The 19,779-nt window shown below is 72.9% G+C and carries 21 protein-coding genes; 15 read left to right on the forward strand and 6 right to left on the reverse strand.

Annotated elements, in window-relative coordinates:
* The first annotated feature begins 30 nt into the window (after positions 1–30).
* The 6 genes from ACZ4VA_RS36585 to ygfZ all read left to right on the forward strand — a co-directional run bounded on the left by ACZ4VA_RS36585 (position 31) and on the right by ygfZ (position 5,166).
* The gene (locus tag ACZ4VA_RS36585) at positions 31–912 is read left to right on the forward strand and encodes a hypothetical protein (protein ID WP_468084153.1); all 882 of its coding nucleotides are present in this window, start codon (positions 31–33) and stop codon (positions 910–912) included.
* Positions 909–1,925 carry a hypothetical protein gene (locus ACZ4VA_RS36590; protein ID WP_356169629.1) on the forward strand — a complete coding sequence of 339 codons (1,017 nt, stop codon included), beginning with the start codon at positions 909–911 and terminating at the stop codon, positions 1,923–1,925. The genes ACZ4VA_RS36585 and ACZ4VA_RS36590 overlap by 4 nt, the downstream gene beginning before the upstream one ends.
* Positions 1,922–2,893 carry a hypothetical protein gene (locus ACZ4VA_RS36595; protein ID WP_468084155.1) on the forward strand — a complete coding sequence of 324 codons (972 nt, stop codon included), beginning with the start codon at positions 1,922–1,924 and terminating at the stop codon, positions 2,891–2,893. The genes ACZ4VA_RS36590 and ACZ4VA_RS36595 overlap by 4 nt, the downstream gene beginning before the upstream one ends.
* Positions 2,894–3,151: 258 nt before the next feature.
* On the forward strand, positions 3,152–3,727 hold the full coding sequence (locus ACZ4VA_RS36600; protein ID WP_355792665.1) for a heme-binding beta-barrel domain-containing protein: 576 nt from the start codon (positions 3,152–3,154) through the stop codon (positions 3,725–3,727).
* A 16-nt stretch (positions 3,728–3,743) separates the two neighbouring features.
* The gene (locus ACZ4VA_RS36605) at positions 3,744–4,181 is read left to right on the forward strand and encodes a Fur family transcriptional regulator (RefSeq protein ID WP_355792668.1); all 438 of its coding nucleotides are present in this window, start codon (positions 3,744–3,746) and stop codon (positions 4,179–4,181) included.
* Between the two features lie 10 nt (positions 4,182–4,191).
* Entirely contained in the window at positions 4,192–5,166 is a 975-nt protein-coding gene (ygfZ, locus tag ACZ4VA_RS36610) for a CAF17-like 4Fe-4S cluster assembly/insertion protein YgfZ (RefSeq protein ID WP_355792671.1), read from the forward strand.
* A gap of 16 nt (positions 5,167–5,182) precedes the next feature.
* Here the strand turns inward: ygfZ and dtd are convergent, their stop codons facing one another.
* Entirely contained in the window at positions 5,183–5,620 is a 438-nt protein-coding gene (gene dtd / locus ACZ4VA_RS36615; protein WP_356242934.1) for a D-aminoacyl-tRNA deacylase, read from the reverse strand.
* A gap of 173 nt (positions 5,621–5,793) precedes the next feature.
* Between dtd and ACZ4VA_RS36620 the strand changes: the two genes are divergently transcribed.
* The 3 genes from ACZ4VA_RS36620 (at position 5,794) to ACZ4VA_RS36630 (ending at position 8,904) form a co-directional block, all read left to right on the forward strand.
* Positions 5,794–6,438, forward strand: a complete 645-nt coding sequence (locus tag ACZ4VA_RS36620) for an RsiG family protein (protein WP_356242937.1) — start codon at positions 5,794–5,796, stop codon at positions 6,436–6,438.
* A gap of 121 nt (positions 6,439–6,559) precedes the next feature.
* Complete coding sequence (locus ACZ4VA_RS36625; RefSeq protein ID WP_468084159.1) at positions 6,560–7,513, forward strand: asparaginase; 954 nt, start codon at positions 6,560–6,562, stop codon at positions 7,511–7,513.
* A 134-nt stretch (positions 7,514–7,647) separates the two neighbouring features.
* Positions 7,648–8,904 (forward strand): GNAT family N-acetyltransferase, encoded by a 1,257-nt coding sequence (locus tag ACZ4VA_RS36630; RefSeq protein WP_389392099.1) that lies wholly within the window; start codon positions 7,648–7,650, stop codon positions 8,902–8,904.
* A 250-nt stretch (positions 8,905–9,154) separates the two neighbouring features.
* On the opposite strand, the gene ACZ4VA_RS36635 is transcribed toward ACZ4VA_RS36630, so the two are convergent.
* Positions 9,155–9,340: a hypothetical protein gene (locus ACZ4VA_RS36635; protein WP_355795262.1), complete on the reverse strand. Its 186-nt coding sequence runs from the start codon at positions 9,338–9,340 to the stop codon at positions 9,155–9,157.
* A 235-nt stretch (positions 9,341–9,575) separates the two neighbouring features.
* Between ACZ4VA_RS36635 and ACZ4VA_RS36640 the strand changes: the two genes are divergently transcribed.
* Positions 9,576–10,478 (forward strand): winged helix-turn-helix domain-containing protein, encoded by a 903-nt coding sequence (locus ACZ4VA_RS36640; protein WP_355795264.1) that lies wholly within the window; start codon positions 9,576–9,578, stop codon positions 10,476–10,478.
* An 11-nt stretch (positions 10,479–10,489) separates the two neighbouring features.
* On the opposite strand, the gene ACZ4VA_RS36645 is transcribed toward ACZ4VA_RS36640, so the two are convergent.
* Positions 10,490–10,678, reverse strand: coding sequence for a hypothetical protein (locus ACZ4VA_RS36645; protein WP_356169616.1), 189 nt, complete (start codon positions 10,676–10,678; stop codon positions 10,490–10,492).
* Positions 10,679–10,868: 190 nt separating this feature from the next.
* Here ACZ4VA_RS36645 and ACZ4VA_RS36650 point away from each other — a divergent pair, with 190 nt between their 5' ends.
* Positions 10,869–11,753 (forward strand): GntR family transcriptional regulator, encoded by an 885-nt coding sequence (locus ACZ4VA_RS36650; protein WP_468084162.1) that lies wholly within the window; start codon positions 10,869–10,871, stop codon positions 11,751–11,753.
* Between the two features lie 32 nt (positions 11,754–11,785).
* On the forward strand, positions 11,786–12,520 hold the full coding sequence (locus ACZ4VA_RS36655) for an HAD family hydrolase (protein ID WP_389392097.1): 735 nt from the start codon (positions 11,786–11,788) through the stop codon (positions 12,518–12,520).
* Positions 12,521–12,990: 470 nt separating this feature from the next.
* On the opposite strand, the gene ACZ4VA_RS36660 is transcribed toward ACZ4VA_RS36655, so the two are convergent.
* Positions 12,991–13,962: a zinc-binding dehydrogenase gene (locus ACZ4VA_RS36660; RefSeq protein ID WP_468084165.1), complete on the reverse strand. Its 972-nt coding sequence runs from the start codon at positions 13,960–13,962 to the stop codon at positions 12,991–12,993.
* A 115-nt stretch (positions 13,963–14,077) separates the two neighbouring features.
* On the opposite strand from ACZ4VA_RS36660, the gene ACZ4VA_RS36665 reads away from it, so the two are divergent.
* Together ACZ4VA_RS36665 and ACZ4VA_RS36670 are read left to right on the forward strand one after the other, a co-directional pair.
* The gene (locus tag ACZ4VA_RS36665) at positions 14,078–14,701 is read left to right on the forward strand and encodes a TetR/AcrR family transcriptional regulator (protein ID WP_468084167.1); all 624 of its coding nucleotides are present in this window, start codon (positions 14,078–14,080) and stop codon (positions 14,699–14,701) included.
* A gap of 32 nt (positions 14,702–14,733) precedes the next feature.
* Positions 14,734–16,782, forward strand: a complete 2,049-nt coding sequence (locus tag ACZ4VA_RS36670; protein ID WP_468084169.1) for a HelD family protein — start codon at positions 14,734–14,736, stop codon at positions 16,780–16,782.
* A gap of 61 nt (positions 16,783–16,843) precedes the next feature.
* On the opposite strand, the gene ACZ4VA_RS36675 is transcribed toward ACZ4VA_RS36670, so the two are convergent.
* Positions 16,844–17,698 (reverse strand): nitroreductase/quinone reductase family protein, encoded by an 855-nt coding sequence (locus tag ACZ4VA_RS36675; RefSeq protein ID WP_355791486.1) that lies wholly within the window; start codon positions 17,696–17,698, stop codon positions 16,844–16,846.
* Between the two features lie 648 nt (positions 17,699–18,346).
* On the reverse strand, positions 18,347–18,817 hold the full coding sequence (locus tag ACZ4VA_RS36680) for a DIP1984 family protein (protein WP_468084199.1): 471 nt from the start codon (positions 18,815–18,817) through the stop codon (positions 18,347–18,349).
* A 432-nt stretch (positions 18,818–19,249) separates the two neighbouring features.
* On the opposite strand from ACZ4VA_RS36680, the gene ACZ4VA_RS36685 reads away from it, so the two are divergent.
* Positions 19,250–19,756 (forward strand): helix-turn-helix domain-containing protein, encoded by a 507-nt coding sequence (locus ACZ4VA_RS36685; RefSeq protein WP_355791489.1) that lies wholly within the window; start codon positions 19,250–19,252, stop codon positions 19,754–19,756.
* Positions 19,757–19,779: the final 23 nt, after the last annotated feature.

A 19,779-nucleotide genomic window follows, 5' to 3' on the forward strand; every position in this document is an offset into this window, starting at 1 on the left:
GAAGAACCCCGATCACCTGAGGAATCCGGAGTGCCGGAAAGACCCGGCCAGACACCGGAACCTTCACCGCAGCCGCAGCCGCAGCCGCAGCCGCAGCCGCACGCGCCCGGCGCCGTGCCCTCCGACGAGGTCCCGCCCGTCGCGGCGGCCCCGGCGGACGGGCCCGCCGCGCCCGGCGAGGCCGGTGCCGTCACGCCCGGCCCGCGCCCCCGGCGGCGCGGACGCACCACCCTGCTCATCGCCGCCGCCGCCGTCCTCGGTGTCGTCGCGGGCACCTGCGCCGGCTACCTGGTGCAGGCGGACCGCGAGCCCACCGCCCTCCCCTCGCTCTCGCAGCCGAAGATCGCGCAGGCCAAGGGCGAGGTCGAGCCCCTGTCCGCCGCGCAGGACCGCCGGGTCAAGACCGAGGGCGACCTGCGCAAGCTGCTGGTGAAGCGGCCGAAGGGGGCGCGGGACCCGCTGGGCGAACACGGCGACGACAGCTGGATGAGCCTGGCCGGCTACGCGGAGAATTTCGAGAAGCCCGAGGTGGCCTTCGAGCGGTCCTACGAGGACGAGTTCCGCCGCGCCGCCGTCGTCGGCTGGCGCGAGGACTCCAGCCGCTTCGTCGAGGTCCGACTCGTGCAGTTCCGCCAGGAGGAGGCCCCCGAGGCCCTCGGCTCCGCCGACAACGGCCACTACTGGGCGGGCCGCAAGAGCGGCGCCGACAGCTGGCCCATCCCCGGCACCGGCGACGGCGAGGTCTACGTCGACACCAAGCCCGAGACCGAGCCCGGCTACGTACCCATGTACTCGGCCGAGGCGCACGCCTGGCGTGGCGACGTGGCGCTGGAGATCTACATCTACGACACGAAGCCGATCCCCAAGAAGAAGATCATGGACCTGGCCAAGCGGCAGATGGAGCGGCTGTGACCGACGACCGGAACGGGCCCGAGGAGCCCGTACAGCCCGCGAACGCCGCACCGGCCCCCGCTCCCGCGGTCCCCCCGGCTCCGGCGGAACAGGCGTCACCCGCACCGGTCCCGGCACCCGAGGCAGCCGCACCGGACGCCGCGGTGGCAGAGGCCCCCACACCGGACGCCGAGCAAACCGAGGCCGGCGCGCCTGTCGACGCCGCCGCGCCCGGTGCGGCGGAGCCCGCCCCGGACGCGCAGCCGGCACCCCGCACGCCCCGGCGGCGCGGTCGTATCGCCGCGCTCGCCGGTGCCGGTGTCCTGCTGCTCGCGGTCCTGGGCGGCACCGGGTACACCGTCGTGACCGTGCAGGACGCCGACCGCGATGCCGGCCGGCCGGCGTGGCGGTTCCCGAAGGCGGTGACGGACGAGAAGCCCGCCGAGGCCCACAAGACCGGCCTCGGCAGCCTGCTCCTGCCCTACGGCGAAAGCAGCGGCTACGGGCGCGGCCCCGACATGGGCGAGTTCGGTTCGGACGCCGAGCTGAGCGGCCGCCAGGCCACCGAGCTGCGCAAGGAGTCGATCAAGGGCCTACCGCGCTCCCAGCGCCGGCAGTTGGAGCGGGAGATCGACCGGCAGCGCATCAAGGGCATGGCGATGCGCAGCTACCTCGGCACCGCGAGCCCCGGGTCCTCGTTCGACGGCGACAAGCTTTTCGTCGTCGACGTCGTGCTGTCGCAGATGGGCAGCAGGGGCGCCGTGCGCTCCGTCGCCACCGCCCAGCAGGACTTCTTCGACGCCCTGCACGTCTTCCGCAAGGGACCGAAGATCGAGGGCCACAAGAACGCCCAATGCTTCCTGCCGCCCACCGACGCGGACGAGAAGCTCGACATGATGGTCTGCTCCGCCTACGAGGGCGACATCCTGATCAGCGCCACGGCGACCGGTACCAAGTCGCTGGACAAGAAGGGCGTGGCCGAACTGCTCCGCAAGCAGCTCGACCTCGTCAGCGACCCGGGGGAGGCGGTATGACCGAGCAGCAGGTCTTCGGCACGGAGACGACCGTACGGCAGGCCCCCGCGACCGGGGAGCCCACGCCGGCCGGGGCGACGGGGACGCCGGCCGTCGAGGCGCCCGCGCCGCAGCCCGCGCCTCTCGCCGCTCCGCCGATGCCCGGGCTCCCGCCCGCCGCGTACGCGGAGGGGCAACCGTCCCCCGCGCCGGCCGTCAAGAAGGACCGCAGGGTGCTGCGGGCCGTCCTGCGCTGGACCGCCGCCGTCACCGTCTTCGCCGCGCTCGGCGCCTCCACGGCGTACGGCATCACGCGGATGGAGCGCACCGACGTGCCCGGTCTCGCGACCGAGTCGGACGGCCGCTGGGACTACCCGCGGCTGACCCGTCCGCCGCTGCCGCAGGGCAGCCCGCGGCCGTTCGCGGAGGAGAACCTCGCCGGCGCCCACTACGCCGACCTGCGCGAACTGGTGCTGCCCGCGCCCCGCGGCGCCAAGGTCGACCCGGTGCTGAAGGGCGAGGACGGCTGGCTGCCGACCAAGGACTTCCTGGCGGAGTACGCCTCGAAGGAGGACCGCGAGGAGTTCGCCCAGACCCTCGTCGACAACGGTCTGCGGCACGTCGCGGCCCGCGGCTGGACCACGCCGGACGGCACGCACACGCGGATCTACCTGCTGCAGTTCGGCACCGCGGCCGTCGAGGAGAACGTCTACCGGGGCGACGGCCTCACCGCGTTCCGGGCCCCGAAGTACGCCGTGCGCGGCGCCACCGAATCCGGCACCGACGACGCCTACCCCCCAGCCGCCCGCGTCGAGGACGTCCGCCGCACGGTCTACACCGAGACGAAGCCGTACGGCCCGGAGCAGGTCAGGCAGGCGTACCTGTCCGCCGGGGACACCATGGCGCTGATCGTGCAGTCCCGTAAGGGGCACGCCGAGGCCGTGCCGTTCCAGCAGACGGTGACCCTGCAGAGCCAGCTGCTGGGCTGACCCCGCCGAGGGCGACCTCACAGAGAGAGCCGGGTCCCCGCCCACTAAGCTGGGACCCGGCTCTTGTACTTCCACCCCGCTCAATCGAGGAGCACCCCGTGCTTGAGGCATTCTTCGAAGCCCTGCTGGTCCTGGTCTGCGTCGGCGTCCTCGCCTTCGCCGGGCTGACCGTGAAGAAGCTCTACCAGGGCCAGCGCTGACCCCGCGCCGTCCCCTGACCTCCGCGACGCCCCAGACGCCCCCGACGAAAAGCTGCTCATGATCGAGATCCCGTCCGACCTCCACAAGGACCTCGTCCCGCTCGCCTTCCTGCTCGGCGACTGGGCGGGCGCGGGCGTCCACGACTTCCCCGGCTCCGAGAAGTGCAACTTCGGGCAGGAGGTCTCCTTCAGCCACGACGGGCGCGACTTCCTGGAGTACCACTCGCACACCTGGGTCCTCGACGCCGACGGGAACAAGGTCAGGCCGCTGGAGAGCGAGTCCGGCTTCTGGCGGATCGACGGCAGCCGCAAGGTCGAGGTCGTCATGACCCGCGACGACGGCGTGGTCGAGATCTGGTACGGCGAGCTGGCCGACAAGAAGCCGCAGATCGACCTGGTCACGGACGCCGTGGCCCGGACGGCCGCCTCCGGCCCGTACAGCGGCGGCAAGCGCCTGTACGGCTACGTGAAGAGCGACCTCATGTGGGTCGGCGAGAAGCAGACCCCCGACGTCGAGCTCCGCCCGTACATGTCGGCGCACCTCAAGAAGGTCGTCAGCCCGGAGGACGTCGAGCGCTGGGCCAAGGCCCTCCCCGATGACATGCCGGACGACGGGATCGCTTTCTTCAAGTAGACCTAGACTCTCTGGTGTGGTGAGCACCGACTGGAAGAGCGACCTGAGGCAGCGCGGCTACCGTCTGACGCCGCAGCGCCAGCTTGTCCTGGAAGCCGTGGACACCCTGGAGCACGCGACCCCCGACGACATCCTCATCGAGGTGAGGAAGACGGCGTCGGGGGTCAACATTTCCACGGTCTACCGGACCCTGGAGCTCTTGGAGGAGCTCGGTCTGGTCAGCCACGCGCACCTCGGGCACGGCGCCCCGACGTACCACCTGGCCGACCGCCACCACCACATCCACCTGGTCTGCCGGGACTGCACGAACGTCATCGAGGCCGACATCGAGGTGGCCGCCGAGTTCACCGCCAAGCTGCGGGACACCTTCGGTTTCGAGACGGACATGAAGCACTTCGCGATCTTCGGACGCTGCGAGAACTGCACACTCAAGACTTCAACTACCAAGTCGTAGGCTTAGGCGTATGAAGAGCCCCCTGCTGACCCTGCCCGGCGCCGTCGACGCCGAGGGCGTGGACGAAGGTGTCGCGGCCCACTACGGCGATCTGTTCCGCGAACAGCGGACCCTCGCCGACGGCACCGGCTTCGTCGACCTCTCGCACCGCGGTGTCGTCGCCGTCTCCGGCGACGACCGGCTGAGCTGGCTGCACCTGCTGCTGACCCAGCACGTCAGCGACCTCCCCGCCGGCCGTGCCACCGAGGCGCTGATCCTCTCCGCGCACGGCCACATCGAGCACGCGCTGTACCTCGTCGACGACGGCGAGACGGTGTGGATGCACACCGAACCCGGCACGCAGGACGCGCTGATCGCGTACCTGGAGTCCATGAAGTTCTTCTACCGCGTCGAAGTCGCCGACCGGACGGAGGAGTTCGCGGTCGTGCACCTGCCCGCGGGTTCCATCGCCGAGGCGCCGGAGGGCGTCGTCGTGCGGGAGACGCCGTACGGGCGGGACCTCTTCCTGCCGCGGGCCGACCTGGAGGCGTTCGCGGCGGACACCGGCGCGCACGGCCCGGCGGTCGGCCTGCTGGCGTACGAGGCCCTGCGCGTCGAGCACCACCTGCCGCGGCTCGGCTTCGAGACCGACCACCGCACCATCCCGCACGAACTGGGCTGGATCGACAGCGCCGTGCACCTGCAGAAGGGCTGCTACCGCGGCCAGGAGACCGTCGCCCGCGTCCACAACCTGGGCAAGCCCCCGCGCCGCCTGGTCTTCCTGCACCTGGACGGCAGCGAGGTCCACCTGCCGCCGCACGGCACCGAGCTGCGTCTCGCGGACGACGGCCCCGACGGCCGCAAGATCGGCTTCGTGACGACGGCCGTACGCCACCACGAACTCGGTCCCATCGCGCTGGCGCTGGTGAAGCGGAACGTCCCGCTGGACGCGCGGCTCCTCGCCGACACCACGGCGGCGGCCCAGGAAGTCGTCGTGGAGCCGTAGACCGCCCCGCGTCCGCTCACATCTCCAGCAGGACCGTGAACGGGCCGTCGTTCGTCAGCGAGACCCGCATCCGCGCACCGAACCGGCCCGTCGCCACCGTGGCGCCCAGCGCCCGGAGTTGGGCGACCACCTCGTCCACCAGGGGCTCGGCGACCTCCCCGGGGGCCGCCGCGTTCCAGGTGGGACGGCGGCCCTTGCGGGCGTCGCCGTAGAGCGTGAACTGGCTGACGACCAGCAGCGGCGCGTCGATGTCCGAGCAGGAGCGCTCCTCGCTCAGCATCCGGACGGACCAGAGCTTGCGGGCCAGTTGGGCCGCCTTCTCCTTGGTGTCTTCGTGGGTCACCCCCACCAGGACGCACAGTCCCTCTCCGCTGATCGCGCCGACCGTCTCCGGTCCGTCGTCCCCGTCCACGACGACACTCGCGCCGTCCACCCGCTGCACCACCGCTCGCATGCCGACCATCATGCCGTGCGGGCCCTTCGCGTGATTTCCGGGGGGTTCGAACCCCCCATCCGGGGCCGATCGGGGGCACTCGGTCACATAGCGGGCCCATGGGGTGGCACCATGCGTGTACCGCGAAGCTCATACGCGGTGGACCGCACCGGTCGAGGGGACGGCAGAGGCACATGAGCACACCGAGCAGCACCGGGCGACCGCCCGGGACCGTGTCATCGACCCGTACGAGCCCGCCCGGGGTCGCCGCGGAGACGGGCGCCGCCCCGCGGCCACCCGCGCAGCGCACCGACAGCCCGCTGGCCGTGGACCCGCCCGAGCCGGATCTCGCGGTGCTGGGCCTGCCCGAGCTGCGCACGCTGCGCCGCGACGCCCAGCGGGACGAGGCCGACCTCAGCTACGTACGGCGGCTGCTCCAGGGCCGTATCGACATCCTGCGGGCCGAACTCGCGCGCCGCGGGGGCCTTCCGGCGCCGCCCGGGCTCGTGGCGGTGCCCTCGCTCGTCGACCGGCTCCCGGAGATCCTGACCGACGCGCCCGCCCGGCACCGCTCCTCCGCCCGCCATGTGACGGTCGGCACCCCGCACGGCGAGGAGTACCGGCGGCTGGCCGCGGACATGCTGTCCGAGGTCGAGCTGTCGGACCTGGAGGCCCGTACGGACGAGGAGCTGAACGACGGCATGGGGCGGCTCGTCCGCTACGAGCAGCAGGTCTCCCGGCGGCGCCAGCGGCTCCAGCGCACCGCGGACGATTGCAGCGCGGAGATCGCCCGCAGGTACCGTGAGGGAGAAGCACAAGTAGACGACCTGCTCATGTGACGCGGCGGCCCCGGTGATCCCGGGTGCCCCCGGCCGGAGTGACCCCTGCGCCCCGACCGGGCGCCCGTGGAGCGCGCTCCGCCGTCGCCGGGGCGGGTCCCGCCCCGGAAGGCCGCCGCTGATGTCCGTCCCCGCCATACCCCCCGTCCTCGCCGAGGTCGTCCGTTCCGGCTTCGTTGAGGGCCGCCACCGGGGCAGCCTGGTCCTGCTGGCCGCGGACGGTTCGGTGGAGCTGGCTCTCGGAGACGTGACGGCGCCCGTCTTCCCCCGCTCCTCCAACAAGCCGATGCAGGCGGCCGGTGTCCTGCGGGCGGGCCTCGACCTCGGGGGCGAGCGCCTCGCGCTGGCTGCCGCCAGCCATTCGGGCGAGCCTTTCCACCGCGACCTCGTCCTGAAGATGCTGGCCGAGCACGGGCTGCGGCCCGAGCAGCTCCAGTGCCCGGCGGACCTGCCGCTGGACCCCGTGGAGGCCGAGACGTACCTGGCGGCGGGCGGGGTCCGGGACCGGGTGACCATGAACTGCTCGGGCAAGCACGCCGCGATGCTCGCCGTGTGCGTCCGGCGCGACTGGCCGCTGGAGTCCTACCTCGACCCGGCCCACCCCCTCCAGCAGCTCATCCGCTCCGTGGTGGAGGAGGCGGCCGGCGAGCGGGTCGCCGCCCTCGGCACGGACGGCTGCGGCGCCCCGCTGATGGCGGTCACCCTCACCGGCCTGGCCCGCGCCTTCCGCTCCTTCGTCCTGGCCGCGCCCGGCACCGCCGAGCGCCGGGTCGCCGACGCGATGCGCGCCCACCCCGAGTACGTCGCGGGCACCCGCCGCCCGGACACCTGGCTGATGCGGGAGGTGCCCGGCGCGCTGTCCAAGATGGGCGCCGAGGCCGTCCAGGCGGTGGCCCTGCCGGACGGCCGCGCCCTCGCCTTCAAGATCGACGACGGTTCGGTCCGGGCGCTCGGCCCCGTGCTGTCCCGCGCGCTCGCCCTGCTGGGAGTGGATGCCCCGGTGCTGTCCCGCATAGGCCACGCGCCGCTGCTGGGCGCGGGCCGCGAGGTCGGGGAGATCCGCGCGGCGTTCTGACGGCGGGGGTCCGGGGGCCTGCCTTTCCGGGCTCCCGGGAAACGGCACGCGGACCGCTCCGGCTGGTTCGGGGCGCCCCCGGGCGGGGCGAAAACCCGGCGACACCCGCCTGGCCGGAGACCTAGCGTGACCTCATGACCCATCGTGACGACATCGACGTACGAGCGATCACCGAGGCCGACATCCCCGACTGGATCCGCGCGCTGAACACCGGGTTCCTCCGGTCGCCGGCCGTCTCGGAACGGGAGGTCGCCGACCGGGGGTCGTACATCATCCCGGAGCGGACCCTGGGGGCCTTCGACGGCGGCCGGTGCGTGGCGACGTTCCGCTCGTTCCCGCAGGAGCTCACCGCCGTGGGCGGGACGGCCGTACCCGCCCACGCGATCACGAACGTCACCGTCACGCCCACCCACCGCCGCCGGGGCCTGCTCACCCGCATGATGGCGCGCGACCTCGCGGCCGCGAAGGAGCGCGGGGACGTGGTGGCGACCCTGATCGCCGCCGAGTACCCGATCTACGGGCGGTACGGCTTCGGGCCCGCGACCACCGCCGCGGAGTGGACGGTCGACGTGCCGCGGACGGGCCTCGACCCGCGCTGGTCGGGACCGGCCGACGGCGGCCGCATCGACCTGGTGGACGGCGAGGACGTGCGCAAGGCCGGGCCCGAGCTGCACGACCGGCTCCGGCGCGTCCAGCCCGGCGCCGTCAGCCGCGACGCGCGCTGGTGGCAGGCGAACACCGGGGCGCTGGTCCTGGACCGCGCGCCGTGGACGGAGCCCTTCTACGCCGTGTACCGCTCGGCGTCCGGCGAGGTCGAGGGCATGGTGTCGTACGAGTCGGACGACAACTGGGGCGACGTGAAGCAGCCGCTGAACACGGCGTCGGTGAACTGGCTGATCGCGGTGACGCCGGCCGCGGAGCGCGCTCTGTGGGAGTACCTGTGCTCCATCGACTGGATCGCCCGCGTGAAGACGGGCTGGCGCGCCCCAGACGACCTGCTGCCGCACCTCCTGCCGGACCCCCGGGCCGCCCGGATCACGACGCAGGCCGACTGGCTGTGGGTGCGGATCCTGGACGTCGTACGGGCGCTGGAGGCGCGTACGTACGCGGGCACCGGGTCGCTGGTCCTGGAGGTCACCGACCGGGACGGGCTGTCGGCCGGGCGGTACCTGCTCCACGCGGCGCCGGACGGCGCGTCCTGCGCGTCCACCACGCGGGACGCCGAACTCACGCTGGACGTACGTGAGCTGGCGTCCCTGTGGCTGGGCGACGAGTCGGCGGTGCGGCTCGCGGCGCTCGGCCGGGTGCGGGAGGAACGGGCGGGCGCCGCCTCCCTGGCCGACGCCCTGCTGCGTACGTCCAGGCGACCGTGGTGCCCGGACATCTTCTGAGATCTGCGGACTGGGTCCGGCGCGGTCGTCGGCCGGCCGTGGTGCGGTCTCCTTCCCGTCGGGGCGGACGGTGGGCGGTGGTGCGCATCCGTGGCGATTCCGTGGTGCGGCGAACCGGCTGGCGCGGTTCGCCGGTGGTGCGGTGCGCCCTCGCACGGGGTGCGGCGGCGCGGTGGTGCGACCGGTCCGGGCTCCCGGCTCCCCTCCGGAAGGGAGCCCGGCCGGCCGGACTGCCGGACGGTTCCTCCGGTCAGCCGGACTGGGCGAGCAGCATCACGAGGATCACGGCCCCGATGCCGCTGATCACGGTGTTCCTGGCCTTGAGCCCGACGGACAGCGCGACGAACGCGATGATGCCCATGGGCCCGTACCTCCACTGGACGAGGTACTCGAATCCGATGGCGAGTGCGGCGACGGCGATGGCGAGGAGCGGCATGACGGTCCCTCCTTCGGGACGTCTGTGGGACGCCTTCGGGATGGGGATACGGATCCCCCGTGAGGGGCCGGCCACCTGGTCGAGGAAGTCGTCCAAGGCGGCCAACCACTCGGTAGCTTGACCATGTTGCTCAAGTTGGTGACCAACTCCACCTGAGTTATCTCCGCTTGGACGCGTCTCATAACCACCTTCCTGGTAACTGCCGCAAGATGGCCCGAAGTTGTAGGGTTCGGGCGTGGAGCCGGAACAGGCCGCCGCGAGCGGGCGGGAGAGGTCGCCACGGCCACCGAGGTCGCACCGCGAGGTGGCCGACGAGCTGCGCAGCCGGATCAGGTCCGGCGAGCTGCGGCCCGGCCAGCGCATGCCCACGCAGGCCCGGCTCGCCGACGAGTTCGGCGTCGAGCGCGGGGCCGTGCGCCAGGCCCTGCGCATCCTGCAGGCGGAGGACCTGCTCGCCAACGTGTCCAAGGGCAGCCCGGCGATCGTCGCCCCCGCCACGGACCGTCGGCCGGCCGCGCCCGAGGCCCCGCCGCAGCCCACGATGGTCGCCCTCGCGCCCCGGATCGCGGCCGCCTTCGAGACCCCGCACGTGGCGATAGACGCGCTGTGCCTGACGGCGGTGTCACTGACGCTCGCCATGAGCGAGCCGTTGCTGCGGATCCACGCCGGGCGTACGAAACCGGCCAGGGTGGACGTGCGGGTGCTGCTGCCCAGCCGGGACATCGACCTCGCGTTCCCGGCGCGGGTGGACGACACCGGCGACGACCGTCTCCAGCGCTCCTGGCTGGCCCAGCGCAACGCACAGGTGCGGGTCCTCCAGCACAACCTGCTGGCGCTGCGGTCCACCCACGGCATCGACGTGCGCGTCACGTTCCGGGCGCTGCCCTTCACGCCGCCCGTGAAGCTGTACCTGCTCAACGAGTCCGAGGCGCTCTTCGCCTACTACACGCTCTCCAAGCGCGACGCGGAGATCGACCACGAGCCGCTCCAGATGTACGACGCCACCGGCACGCAGTCGATGCTGTTCGCCTTCGGGCAGGGGGCCGGTGCGCGGGACACGACGTTCGTCGAGCAGTCGCACCTGTGGTTCAACGCCCTGTGGGAGACCATCAGTTCGGAGCTGCGGTTCTCCGACTGAGGTCCCGGTCCTCAGAGGGCGGGAGCGGCGACGATCAGGGCGAGCAGGACGGCGCCCGCGGAGCTGCAGGCGGGGCTCTTGGCCTTGAGGCCCACGGTGAGCAGCAGGAGTCCGACGATGCCCGGGGGGCCGTAGCGCCACTGGACGGTCTGTTCGAAGCCGATCACGAAGACGCTGGAGAGGAGGGCGAGGGCGGGCATGGTGGTTCCTCCTTCGGTGGCTTGCGCGGGACTGCGGTGCGGGCTGCTGCGAAGCGTGTGCGAGAGGAGGCAAACCTTCCGCCAACTCCTGAAAGTTGGTAGCCAACTCTGATTGAGTTGTCCCCACTTGGCAGCCAGTTATAAACAACTTTCAAACAACTCCCCATAGATGGACTGAAGTTGTAGCGTTTTGGTCGTGACCCAGGAGAACGGTGCAGTGAACGGCGACAGAAGGCGTTCGCCCCAGGAGATCGCCGAGGCCCTGCGCGACCGCATCCGCGGCGGCGATCTCAAGGCCGGCGACCGGCTGCCGACGCAGGCCGAGCTGGCCGAGCAGTTCGGCGTCGAGCGCGGCACCGTCCGCCAGGCACTGCGGGTCCTCCAGGAGGACGGGCTGCTCAGCAACGTCAGCAAGGGGAGCCCGCCGCGGATCGCCAAGGCCTCCGCGAGCCCCGAGGCGCCGCAGCCCACGATGGTGGGGCTGGCCCCGCGGCTGGCCGAGGCGTTCGCCTCCCCGCACGTGCGCGTGGACGCCGCCTGCCTCACCGCCGAGACGCTGATGCTGGCCCTCGCGGAACCGGTCCGGCTGATCCACGAGGGCCGCATCCGCCCGCAGTCGATCGACGTACGGATCCTGCTGCCCAGCCGGGAGATCAACCTCGCCTTCCCGGTCCCCGTCGAGAGCCGGGGGGACGGCGACCCCGACCCGGTGCACCGGCGCTGGCTCGCCCAGCGGGACGCCCAGGTGCAGGTCCTGCGGCACAACCTGCGGTCGCTGCGCGCCTCGCACGGCATCGAGGTGCGCGTCTCCTTCCGGGCGCTGCCCTTCACCCCGCCCGTGAAGCTGTACCTCCTGAACGAGGCCGAGGCGCTGATCGCGTACTACATGGTGACCAAGCGCGAGGAGGAGGTCGGCAGCGGGATGCTGGAGATGTACGACGCCCTCGGCGGCAAGTCCCTGCTCTTCTCCTTCGAGAAGCGGGCCGGGCAGCGGGACGCCGCCTTCGTGGAGGAATCCCAGAAGTGGTTCAACGCCCTCTGGGAAACCATCACGACGGACCTGACACTCTCCTAGTGACTTCTGATGCGTCGAAGCAGACTGTTCATGTGACGGAAGAGACTGATCCCCTGCGGGAGTTGATCGAGAAAGCGCGATTCGTGCTCTTCGACTTCGACGGGCCGATCTGCGCGCTGTTCGCCGGCCACAAGGCCGAGCGGGTGGCCGCCGACCTCGTGAGCTGGCTGGAGGGGCGCGGGCTGCGCGGTCTGCTCACGGAAGGGGAGCGGGAGTCGCTGGACCCGCACAAGGTGCTGCGCGCCGTCGACCGCCGCCACCCCGGGAGCGACCTCGTGGCGGAGCTGGAGGAGCGCCTCACCCAGGAGGAGCTGCGCGCGGCGACCTCCGCCATGCCGACGCCGTACGCGGATCCGCTGGTCCGCACGTGGACGGCGGTCGGCGCCCGGCTCGCCGTCGCCACGAACAACTCCCCCCTCGTGGTCCGCGAGTACCTGCGGACCCGGGGCCTCGCCGGCTGCTTCGACCCGCACGTCTACGGTCGCACCCAGGCCCTGCACCTGCTCAAGCCCGACCCGCACTGCCTGAACCGGGCCCTCGGTGCCCTCGGCGCCGACCCCACCGCCACCCTGATGATCGGCGACACCCCGTCCGACCTGGTGGCCGCGCGCGCGGCGGGCGTCGCCTTCCTCGGCTACGCGCGCAACGGCGCGAAGGAGAAGACGCTGCGGGAGGCGGGCGCGGGGCTGCTGGTCAACTCGCTGGAGCCGGTGCTCAAGATGCTGCGGAGCGGGCGAGGCCACTCGGGCCCCGCCGACCGGGAATGACCCGCTCCTCCGGATCGGGGATCGCTTTCTCCGGGTTCTCCGGGTCGGGGTGGTCCGGCATTTCGGTCAGGGGTGGGCGGCTCCCCTGGTCCGGCCCTTGGGGCAAAGGGTGAGCGGGCCTCCCGGTCGGGGGGCGGTCCTCCTGCTCGGCGGTGGTCCCGTCCTTCGGTCAGGGGTGGGCGGTCCTCCTGGTCAGGGTGGTCCGGCCCATGGGGCAAAGGGTGAGCGGGCCTCCCGGTCAGGGGCGGTCCTCCTGCTCGGCGGTGGCCCCGCCCTTCGGTCAGGGGTGGGCGGGACGCCTGTTCAGGCGTGGTCCGGCCCTTGGGGCAAGGGTGAGCGGTGCTCCCGTCAGGCGTGGTCCCGCCCTGCCAAGGGTGAGCGGTGCTGCCGTTCAGGGGGGGGCCGGTCCCGCCGGTCCGGGGGAGCGGCCCCTCCGGCCCGTGCGGGCCGGGCGGTCGGCACCGGCGTCCTCACACCTTCAGCACCACCTTCCCCACCAACCCCCGTCCCTCGATCGCCGCGTGGGCCTCGGCCGCGCGGCTCAGCGGGAACGTCCCGCCGACCACCGGGCGCAGCCGGCCCGCCGCCGCCTCGGCGAGGGCGGTCGCCGCGAGCCGGGTCCGTGCGGCGGTGTCGAACTGGAGATCGCCGATGCCGAGGAGGGTGATCCCGCGACGGGCCGCCTCCCCGGGGTCGACCGGGGTGAAGCCGCCACCGGGGGCGCCGTGGGCGGAGAAGCGCCCGCCGTCGGCGGTCAGCGGGAAGGCGGCGGTGCCGAGGCCGCCGCCGACGCCGTCGAGAACCACGTCGGCGGCGGGTTCGTCACCTCCGAGGGCCGTGGCGGCGGCCGACGGCCAGCCGGGAAGGGTCGCGTCGACGGCGGCGTCGGCCCCCAGCTCCCGTACCAGGGCGAGCTTCTCCGGTCCCCGCGCCACCGCCACCACACGGGCGTCCCGGGCGTGCGCCAGCTGGACGAGCAGCGTGCCCATGCCTCCCGAGGCGCCGAGGACGAGGACGCGGTCGGCTGGTCCGACGCCCGTCAGCTCCATCAGGCCTGCCGCCGTCACGCCGTCGTGGACCAGGGCCGCCGCCGTACGGAGATCGAGCCCGTCCGGCACCGGGACCAGGGCGGGCACCGCCGCCACCGCCCGCTCCGCGTACGAGCCCGTCACGAAGGCCGTCACCCGGCGGCCGAGCCACTCGGCCGGCACGCCCGGCCCGACGGCGCTCACCACACCCGCCACCCCGCCGCCCGGCACGTAGGGCGGTGTCACCGGGAAGAACTCGCGCCCCCAGCCGCCCCTGACCTGGGTCTCCACGAAGATCGTGTCGACGTAGGCGACGTCGATCACCACCTCGTCCGGGCCCGGGACCGGGTCGGGCGCGTCCACCGGGGCCAGGACCTCGGGTCCGCCGAACTCGGTCACCTGTGCTGTCAGCATCGTGCTCTCCTCACGGACGGGGGTGCCGTCGGCCGGCGTGTGCGCAGCAGTCTTCGACCTCAAGTGCGGTCGAGGTCAAGGGCGGCCGGGGCGGACGGTGTGCGAGGCTCGGGGCATGGGTGAGATCGGGCTGCGTGAGCGCAAGAGGCAGCGGATGTACCAGGACGTCTCCGACACGGCGATCGCGCTGTTCCTGGAGAAGGGGTTCGACGAGGTCTCCGTCGCCGAGGTGGCGGCCGCCGCGGAGATCTCCAAGCCGACCCTCTTCCGATACTTCCCGACCAAGGAGGACCTCGTCCTCCACCGCTTCGCCGACCACGAGACCGAACCCGCGCGTCTGGTCGCCGGGCGCCCGGCCGGTGAGTCCCCGGCGGGCGTCCTGCGCCGGCACTTCGTCGCGGGCCTGGAGCGGTTCGATCCGGTCACCGGCCTCAACGACGACCCGCGCGTCCTCGCCTTCCACCGCCTCCTGTACGGGACCCCTTCGCTGGCCGCCCGCCTGTACGCGTACCTGGAGCGGTCGGAGTCCGCGCTCGCCGACGCGCTGGGCGGTGACCTCGACGCCCGGCTCGCCGCCGGGCAGATCATCGCCGTGCAGCGCGTCCTCGCCCTGGAGAACTGGCGCCGGATGGCGGCCGGGGAGACGGCCGCGGAGGTGCGCGGCGAGGCCGTCGCCGCCGCCGAGCGCGCGTTCGCGCGACTGGAGCGGGCCCTGAAGGCAACCAAGGATAAAATTTAACCCAGTCACGTTATTCGGTTACGCTCCATGGAATGACGTCACCCGACCCCGCCCGTGCCCTCGCCCGCGAACGCGCCTATCACGAGACCTGCCGCGCCGCCCTCGCCGCCATGGTCGAGGGCGCCGAGGAACAGGTCGTCACCGGCGAGGACGTGTCCGCCTCCGGCGCCGACGCCGAGGTCCTCGGCTACCGCTTCCGCAGCCACGCCAAGGAGATGCGCGAACTCCCCGAGGGCCCGCTCTTCTTCGGGCGCCTCGACTTCGACGCCGGCGGGGGCGAGCACGCCGGCCAGAGCTACCACATCGGCCGCCTGCGGATCACCGAGCAGCCGGCCGCCCCGCCGCTCGTCGTCGACTGGCGCGCCCCCGTCTCCCGCGCCTTCTACCAGGCGAGCACCCGCGATCCGCAGGGCGTCGCCGTGCGCCGGCGGTTCGGCTGGGCGCCGGGCACCAGCGGCGCCTCCGCCGACCTGACCGGCCTGGAGGACGAGCACCTGACGGCGGACGGCGCTCGCGGGACTCCCGCGAACCAGCCCACGGGCAGCCGCATCCTCGCCCAGGAGATCGAACGCCCCCGCGTCGGCCCGATGCGGGACATCGCCGCCACCATCCAGCCCGAACAGGACGACCTCGTACGCGGCGAGCCGGCCCTCTCGGTCTGCGTGCAGGGCGCGCCCGGCACCGGCAAGACGGCGGTCGGCCTGCACCGGGCCGCCTACCTCCTCTACACCCACCCGCAGCGCGTCCGCCGCGGCGGCCTGCTGATCCTCGGCCCCAACCGCACCTTCCTGTCGTACATCTCGGAGGTGCTGCCCGCCCTCGGCGAGACGGGCGTCCGGCAGTCGACCCTCGGCGACGAGATCGCACGGCACCCCGTCACCGCCGAGGACGACGAGCGGGCCGCGGCCGTCAAGCACGACGCCCGGATGGCACGGGTGCTGCACCGCGCCCTGTACGGGCGCGTGACCGTCGGTGTCGCGGACTCCCTCGCGGTGCCGGACGGTTCGTACCTGTGGCGGATCCCGGGCAGCGCGCTGGAGCGCATCGTTGAGGGCGTACGAGCCGAGGAACCGCCGTACGCGACCGGGCGGGAGCGGGTGCGCACCCGGGCCGTGCGCCACCTCCGGGCGCAGGCCGAGCTGCGGGCCGGCCCGCGCACGAACGCCTGGGTGCAGAAGGTCTCCCGGGCCCGGGCCGTGAGCGCGTACGTCGACGCCGTCTGGCCCGGTGTGCGGGCGGAGGAGGTGCTGGCCGGCCTGCTCGCCGACCCGGACGCCCTCGCCGCCGCGGCCGACGGCGTCCTCGACGCGGAGGAGCAGAAGGCGATCCTGTGGACCAGGCCCCCGCGGTCGTACCGCTCGGCACGCTGGTCGGCCGCCGACCTCGTGCTCCTGGACGAGGTGGCGGGCCTCATCGAGCATCCGCGGGGCTACGGGCACGTGGTGATCGACGAGGCCCAGGACCTGTCGCCCATGGAGTGCCGGGCCATCGCGCGCCGGTCGTCCTTCGGGTCGCTCACGGTGCTCGGCGACCTGGCGCAGGGGACGACGCCGTGGGCCGCCCGCGACTGGCCCGCGCTGCTCGCACAGCTCGGCAAGCCGGACGCCGTCGTGGTGCCGCTGACCACCGGTTTCCGGGTACCGGAGGCCGTCGTCGGGCTCGCCAACCGGCTCCTGGACCGACTGGACGTGGACGTCCCGCGCGCCCGGTCGCTGCGCAGGGACGGGGAGTTGAGGGTCAGGGAGGGCGCCGACGTGCTCTCCCTGACCCTCGACGCCGTACGGGACGCCCTCACCCACGAGGGGTCCGTCGGCGTCATCGCGGCCGACGCGGAGGCCGGACGCGTGCGCGAGGCGCTGGACGCGGCGGGCATCCCGTACGCGGGCCCCGGTGAACCGGGCGCGCGGACCACGGTGCTCGCGGCCTCCCTCGCCAAGGGGCTGGAGTACGACCACGTGGTGGCCGTGGAACCGGCGGCGATCGCGGAGGCGGAGGCGCGCGGCCTGCACCGGCTGTACGTCGTGCTCACCCGCGCGGTCTCGCGGCTGGACGTCGTGCACACCCGCCCGCTGCCCTGGTGACGCGGACCCGGCCCGCCGCCGGTGACGGGCGCGGCCGGGGCCGCGCCCGTCGGGGACGGGATCAGGGGGCCGGCGCGGACACCGCCTCCAGTACGGGGATCAGCACCTCCTCCTCGTGGGCGAGGTGCGCTTCCAGCTCGGCGGTGAGGCGCTCCACCTCGCGGAGCGCGGCGCCGGGGTCCGTGTCCTCGGCGGTGACGGCGCGGCGCAGTTCCTCCAGGAGGACGGCGATCCGCTCGTGCTCGTGGCGCAGGCGCTCCAGGACCGGGGCGAATCCGGGGTCCCGGTCGGCGGCGAACGGGAACAGCATCGTGTCCTCGCCGGTGTGGTGGTTGTGCAGGCCCTGGCACAGGGTGAGGCAGTTGATCCGCAGCTGCGCTCCCAGGACCGGGCCGGACCTGGCGAACTCCTGCCGGATGAGCGCGAGTTCACGACGGAAGGCGTCGTGGACGACCTTCAGGGCCTCGCCTGCGGAGCGCGCCGCGATGTCCGGCGGACCGGCCTTGGGGATCTCGCGCAGGGCGACGACCGGGATGACCCGTTCCGTCCGGGCCTGGTAGTCGGCCCAGCCGGGGTCGGCGTCGACGGCGCGCGCGAAGACCTCGTCGCGCTCCTCGCCGGTCAGGACCTCGGCCTCGGCCTCGTAGGTGAAGACGCCGGTCTCGACCTTCACGCGGGGGTCGGCGACCAGGTTCCGGTACCAGTCGGGGTGCCGGGGCGAGCCGCCTGCCGAGGCGATGACCAGGACCCGGCCGCCGCCGTCGGGGTAGTAGCCGACGGGTGTCGTGTGCGGGGCGCCGGTACGGGCGCCGGTGGTCGTCAGCAGGAGCAGGCGCGCTCCCTCGAAGGGGCCGCCGACCCGGCCGCCGTTGGCCCGGAACTCGTCGATGATCTGCTGGTTGAAGGGGTTGGGCATTCGCTGCTTTCTTCCGTGGGCGTGTGTGCCGTCTTTTCTTTTCGTGGATTTCCCGATGCCCTGCTCCCGCCTTTCCCCTGTTTTCGCGCAGGGGAAATCGCCACGGGGCGCACGCGGGCATGCCCGTGGTAGGGCGGTGAGTGGAAGAAGAAAGAGGGGCGGGCTCCTGGCCCGCCCGGGCCTCACTCGGAGGCCGGGAACCCAACTAGCTCACGGCACAAGGCCGACCCGGCAGTCATGGGGGTCACGGTAATACCCGGCGGGGACGGTGAAAAGGGGAGGTCGTTCCGCGGCCCGCCCGCCCCGCCCGCTTACCGGGCCGGACTCGGCCGGGGTGCGTCAAGGCCGTCGGGAGCGAGGTACGGATCAGCCGTTCCCGCACCCCGTCGCGCCGTACCGCCGCTCGCCGTGGTGCTGCGATGTGGAAAGCCCCGAACCCGCCCTCGCCGACTCGGATCTGCACGTGGTGATGTGCTGTGCGATGTGCACTTTTACCTGTACGCGGTGCTGAGCTGCACTGTTGATGGGGAGTCGAACCCCCGCGTTGCTCTTCACGCGCCAGGAGTGGGCCGGAAACCGCCGGCCCTCGGTGTGTGCACGCTTCCGAAGCGGCTACCTGCTCCACATCGTCCCGGCTCGCCGGCCTGCTCAGTCCAGCAGATCGACTTCCCAGTTCGTACGCTGGATCCGCACGTCGACCTCGCGGATCTCCCGTGCGAGTACATCCGCCTGGCCGCGCAGTTCGGCTACCGGAAGAGCGGAGAGCATCATCAGCTCGGAGCGGAGCTGGCGACCGTATCCCCGCTTGCCGTTGCCCGCCGCCGCGTCCGCCGCCGCGGTGACCAGGGAGTGACGCAACCGCAGGACGTCCCGGCGCGCGAGGGCATCGGTGAGCGTGCCGTCCGGACCCATCTGCACGGTGGCGTTGGTCCGGTTGATCCGTCGGATCAGCGTTTCCAGCGCGTTCAGCACCTCACCGGCCTCGGCCAACAGCTGAGCCGCGTCCTCCGGGGGTGTCTCCCCCTCCTGGTACCGCGCGCTGCCGACGACGCGCGCCCGCAGCTGTTCCACACGCCGCGTCGCCTCCGCGCGTTCCGCCAGTGCCTCGGCGAGCTTCACCGTCTCCACCTCCCCCTCCTGAGCCCGCCCGAGTATACGAGCGCGAACCAGCTCACACGCACCCGCTCATTGGCCCACTGGAGCCCTGACCTGCTGCGGAGGCGAGGGCGACCGGTGTCGGCACCCCTGTCGTGTGCACGGAGCCTGCGTCGAAGCCGAACGGGTCGCAGAACGTCGATCGTCGGCCGCGTCGTCGTGGGAGCGGATGGTTACGCGCGCCTCGTCGTCAGTGCTGACGTCCTGGGCGGTCATGGGCGTGACGCCAGGTCGGCAGGCCGTTCGACGTCACTTGGAGCGGCTCTACCGGCGGGGTGGAAAGCAGCGCTTCGGAGCGGCCTCGCGGCCGAAGGGGCCGGACCCTGGGGCGTGGCGTGGCGCACTTTTGCAAGCAGGCGCTTGCAATTGTTAGCGGAGGTGGGGCAGGGTAGGGGCATGGCATCGCTCAACGTCGGCAATCTCGGTGAGTACCTGCGCGAGCAGCGGCGCAACGCGCAGCTGTCGCTGCGGCAGCTCGCCGACGCCGCCGGGGTGTCCAATCCCTACCTGAGCCAGATCGAGCGCGGGCTGCGCAAGCCGAGCGCGGAGGTGCTGCAGCAGGTCGCCAAGGCCCTGCGGATCTCCGCCGAGACGCTGTACGTGCGCGCCGGCATCCTCGACGCCGAGCGGGACCGGGACGAGGTGGAGACGCGCGCCGTCATCCTCGCCGATCCCACGCTCAGCGAGCGGCAGAAGCAGGTGCTGCTCCAGATCTACGAGTCGTTCCGCAAGGAGAACGGCTTCGAGATCGCCGTGGTGCCCGAGGACGTGCGGGAAACCGACACGCAGACGGCTCCCGGCGCACGGCACACGCAGGACATACCGGGTACACAGGACACCGCCCGCCGCGGCCCCCGCACGGCCGACGGCAGCGATACCGGACCGCAGCAGTCGGCCGGTTGAGCACCACGACCGGCCCGCCGCGC

The organism is Streptomyces sp. NPDC028308, assembly GCF_055565855.1.

Bases quoted from the DNA above. Each gene is read 5' to 3' on its own strand.
- ACZ4VA_RS36595 (WP_468084155.1), top strand. From the start codon at position 1,922: ATGACCGAGCAGCAGGTCTTCGGCACGGAGACGACCGTACGGCAGGCC.
- ACZ4VA_RS36600 (WP_355792665.1), top strand. From the start codon at position 3,152: ATGATCGAGATCCCGTCCGACCTCCACAAGGACCTCGTCCCGCTCGCC.
- ygfZ (WP_355792671.1), top strand. From the start codon at position 4,192: ATGAAGAGCCCCCTGCTGACCCTGCCCGGCGCCGTCGACGCCGAGGGC.
- dtd (WP_356242934.1), bottom strand. From the start codon at position 5,620: ATGCGAGCGGTGGTGCAGCGGGTGGACGGCGCGAGTGTCGTCGTGGAC.
- ACZ4VA_RS36620 (WP_356242937.1), top strand. From the start codon at position 5,794: ATGAGCACACCGAGCAGCACCGGGCGACCGCCCGGGACCGTGTCATCG.
- ACZ4VA_RS36625 (WP_468084159.1), top strand. From the start codon at position 6,560: ATGTCCGTCCCCGCCATACCCCCCGTCCTCGCCGAGGTCGTCCGTTCC.
- ACZ4VA_RS36630 (WP_389392099.1), top strand. From the start codon at position 7,648: ATGACCCATCGTGACGACATCGACGTACGAGCGATCACCGAGGCCGAC.
- ACZ4VA_RS36635 (WP_355795262.1), bottom strand. From the start codon at position 9,340: ATGCCGCTCCTCGCCATCGCCGTCGCCGCACTCGCCATCGGATTCGAG.
- ACZ4VA_RS36645 (WP_356169616.1), bottom strand. From the start codon at position 10,678: ATGCCCGCCCTCGCCCTCCTCTCCAGCGTCTTCGTGATCGGCTTCGAA.
- ACZ4VA_RS36660 (WP_468084165.1), bottom strand. From the start codon at position 13,962: ATGCTGACAGCACAGGTGACCGAGTTCGGCGGACCCGAGGTCCTGGCC.
- ACZ4VA_RS36665 (WP_468084167.1), top strand. From the start codon at position 14,078: ATGGGTGAGATCGGGCTGCGTGAGCGCAAGAGGCAGCGGATGTACCAG.
- ACZ4VA_RS36670 (WP_468084169.1), top strand. From the start codon at position 14,734: ATGACGTCACCCGACCCCGCCCGTGCCCTCGCCCGCGAACGCGCCTAT.
- ACZ4VA_RS36675 (WP_355791486.1), bottom strand. From the start codon at position 17,698: ATGCCCAACCCCTTCAACCAGCAGATCATCGACGAGTTCCGGGCCAAC.
- ACZ4VA_RS36685 (WP_355791489.1), top strand. From the start codon at position 19,250: ATGGCATCGCTCAACGTCGGCAATCTCGGTGAGTACCTGCGCGAGCAG.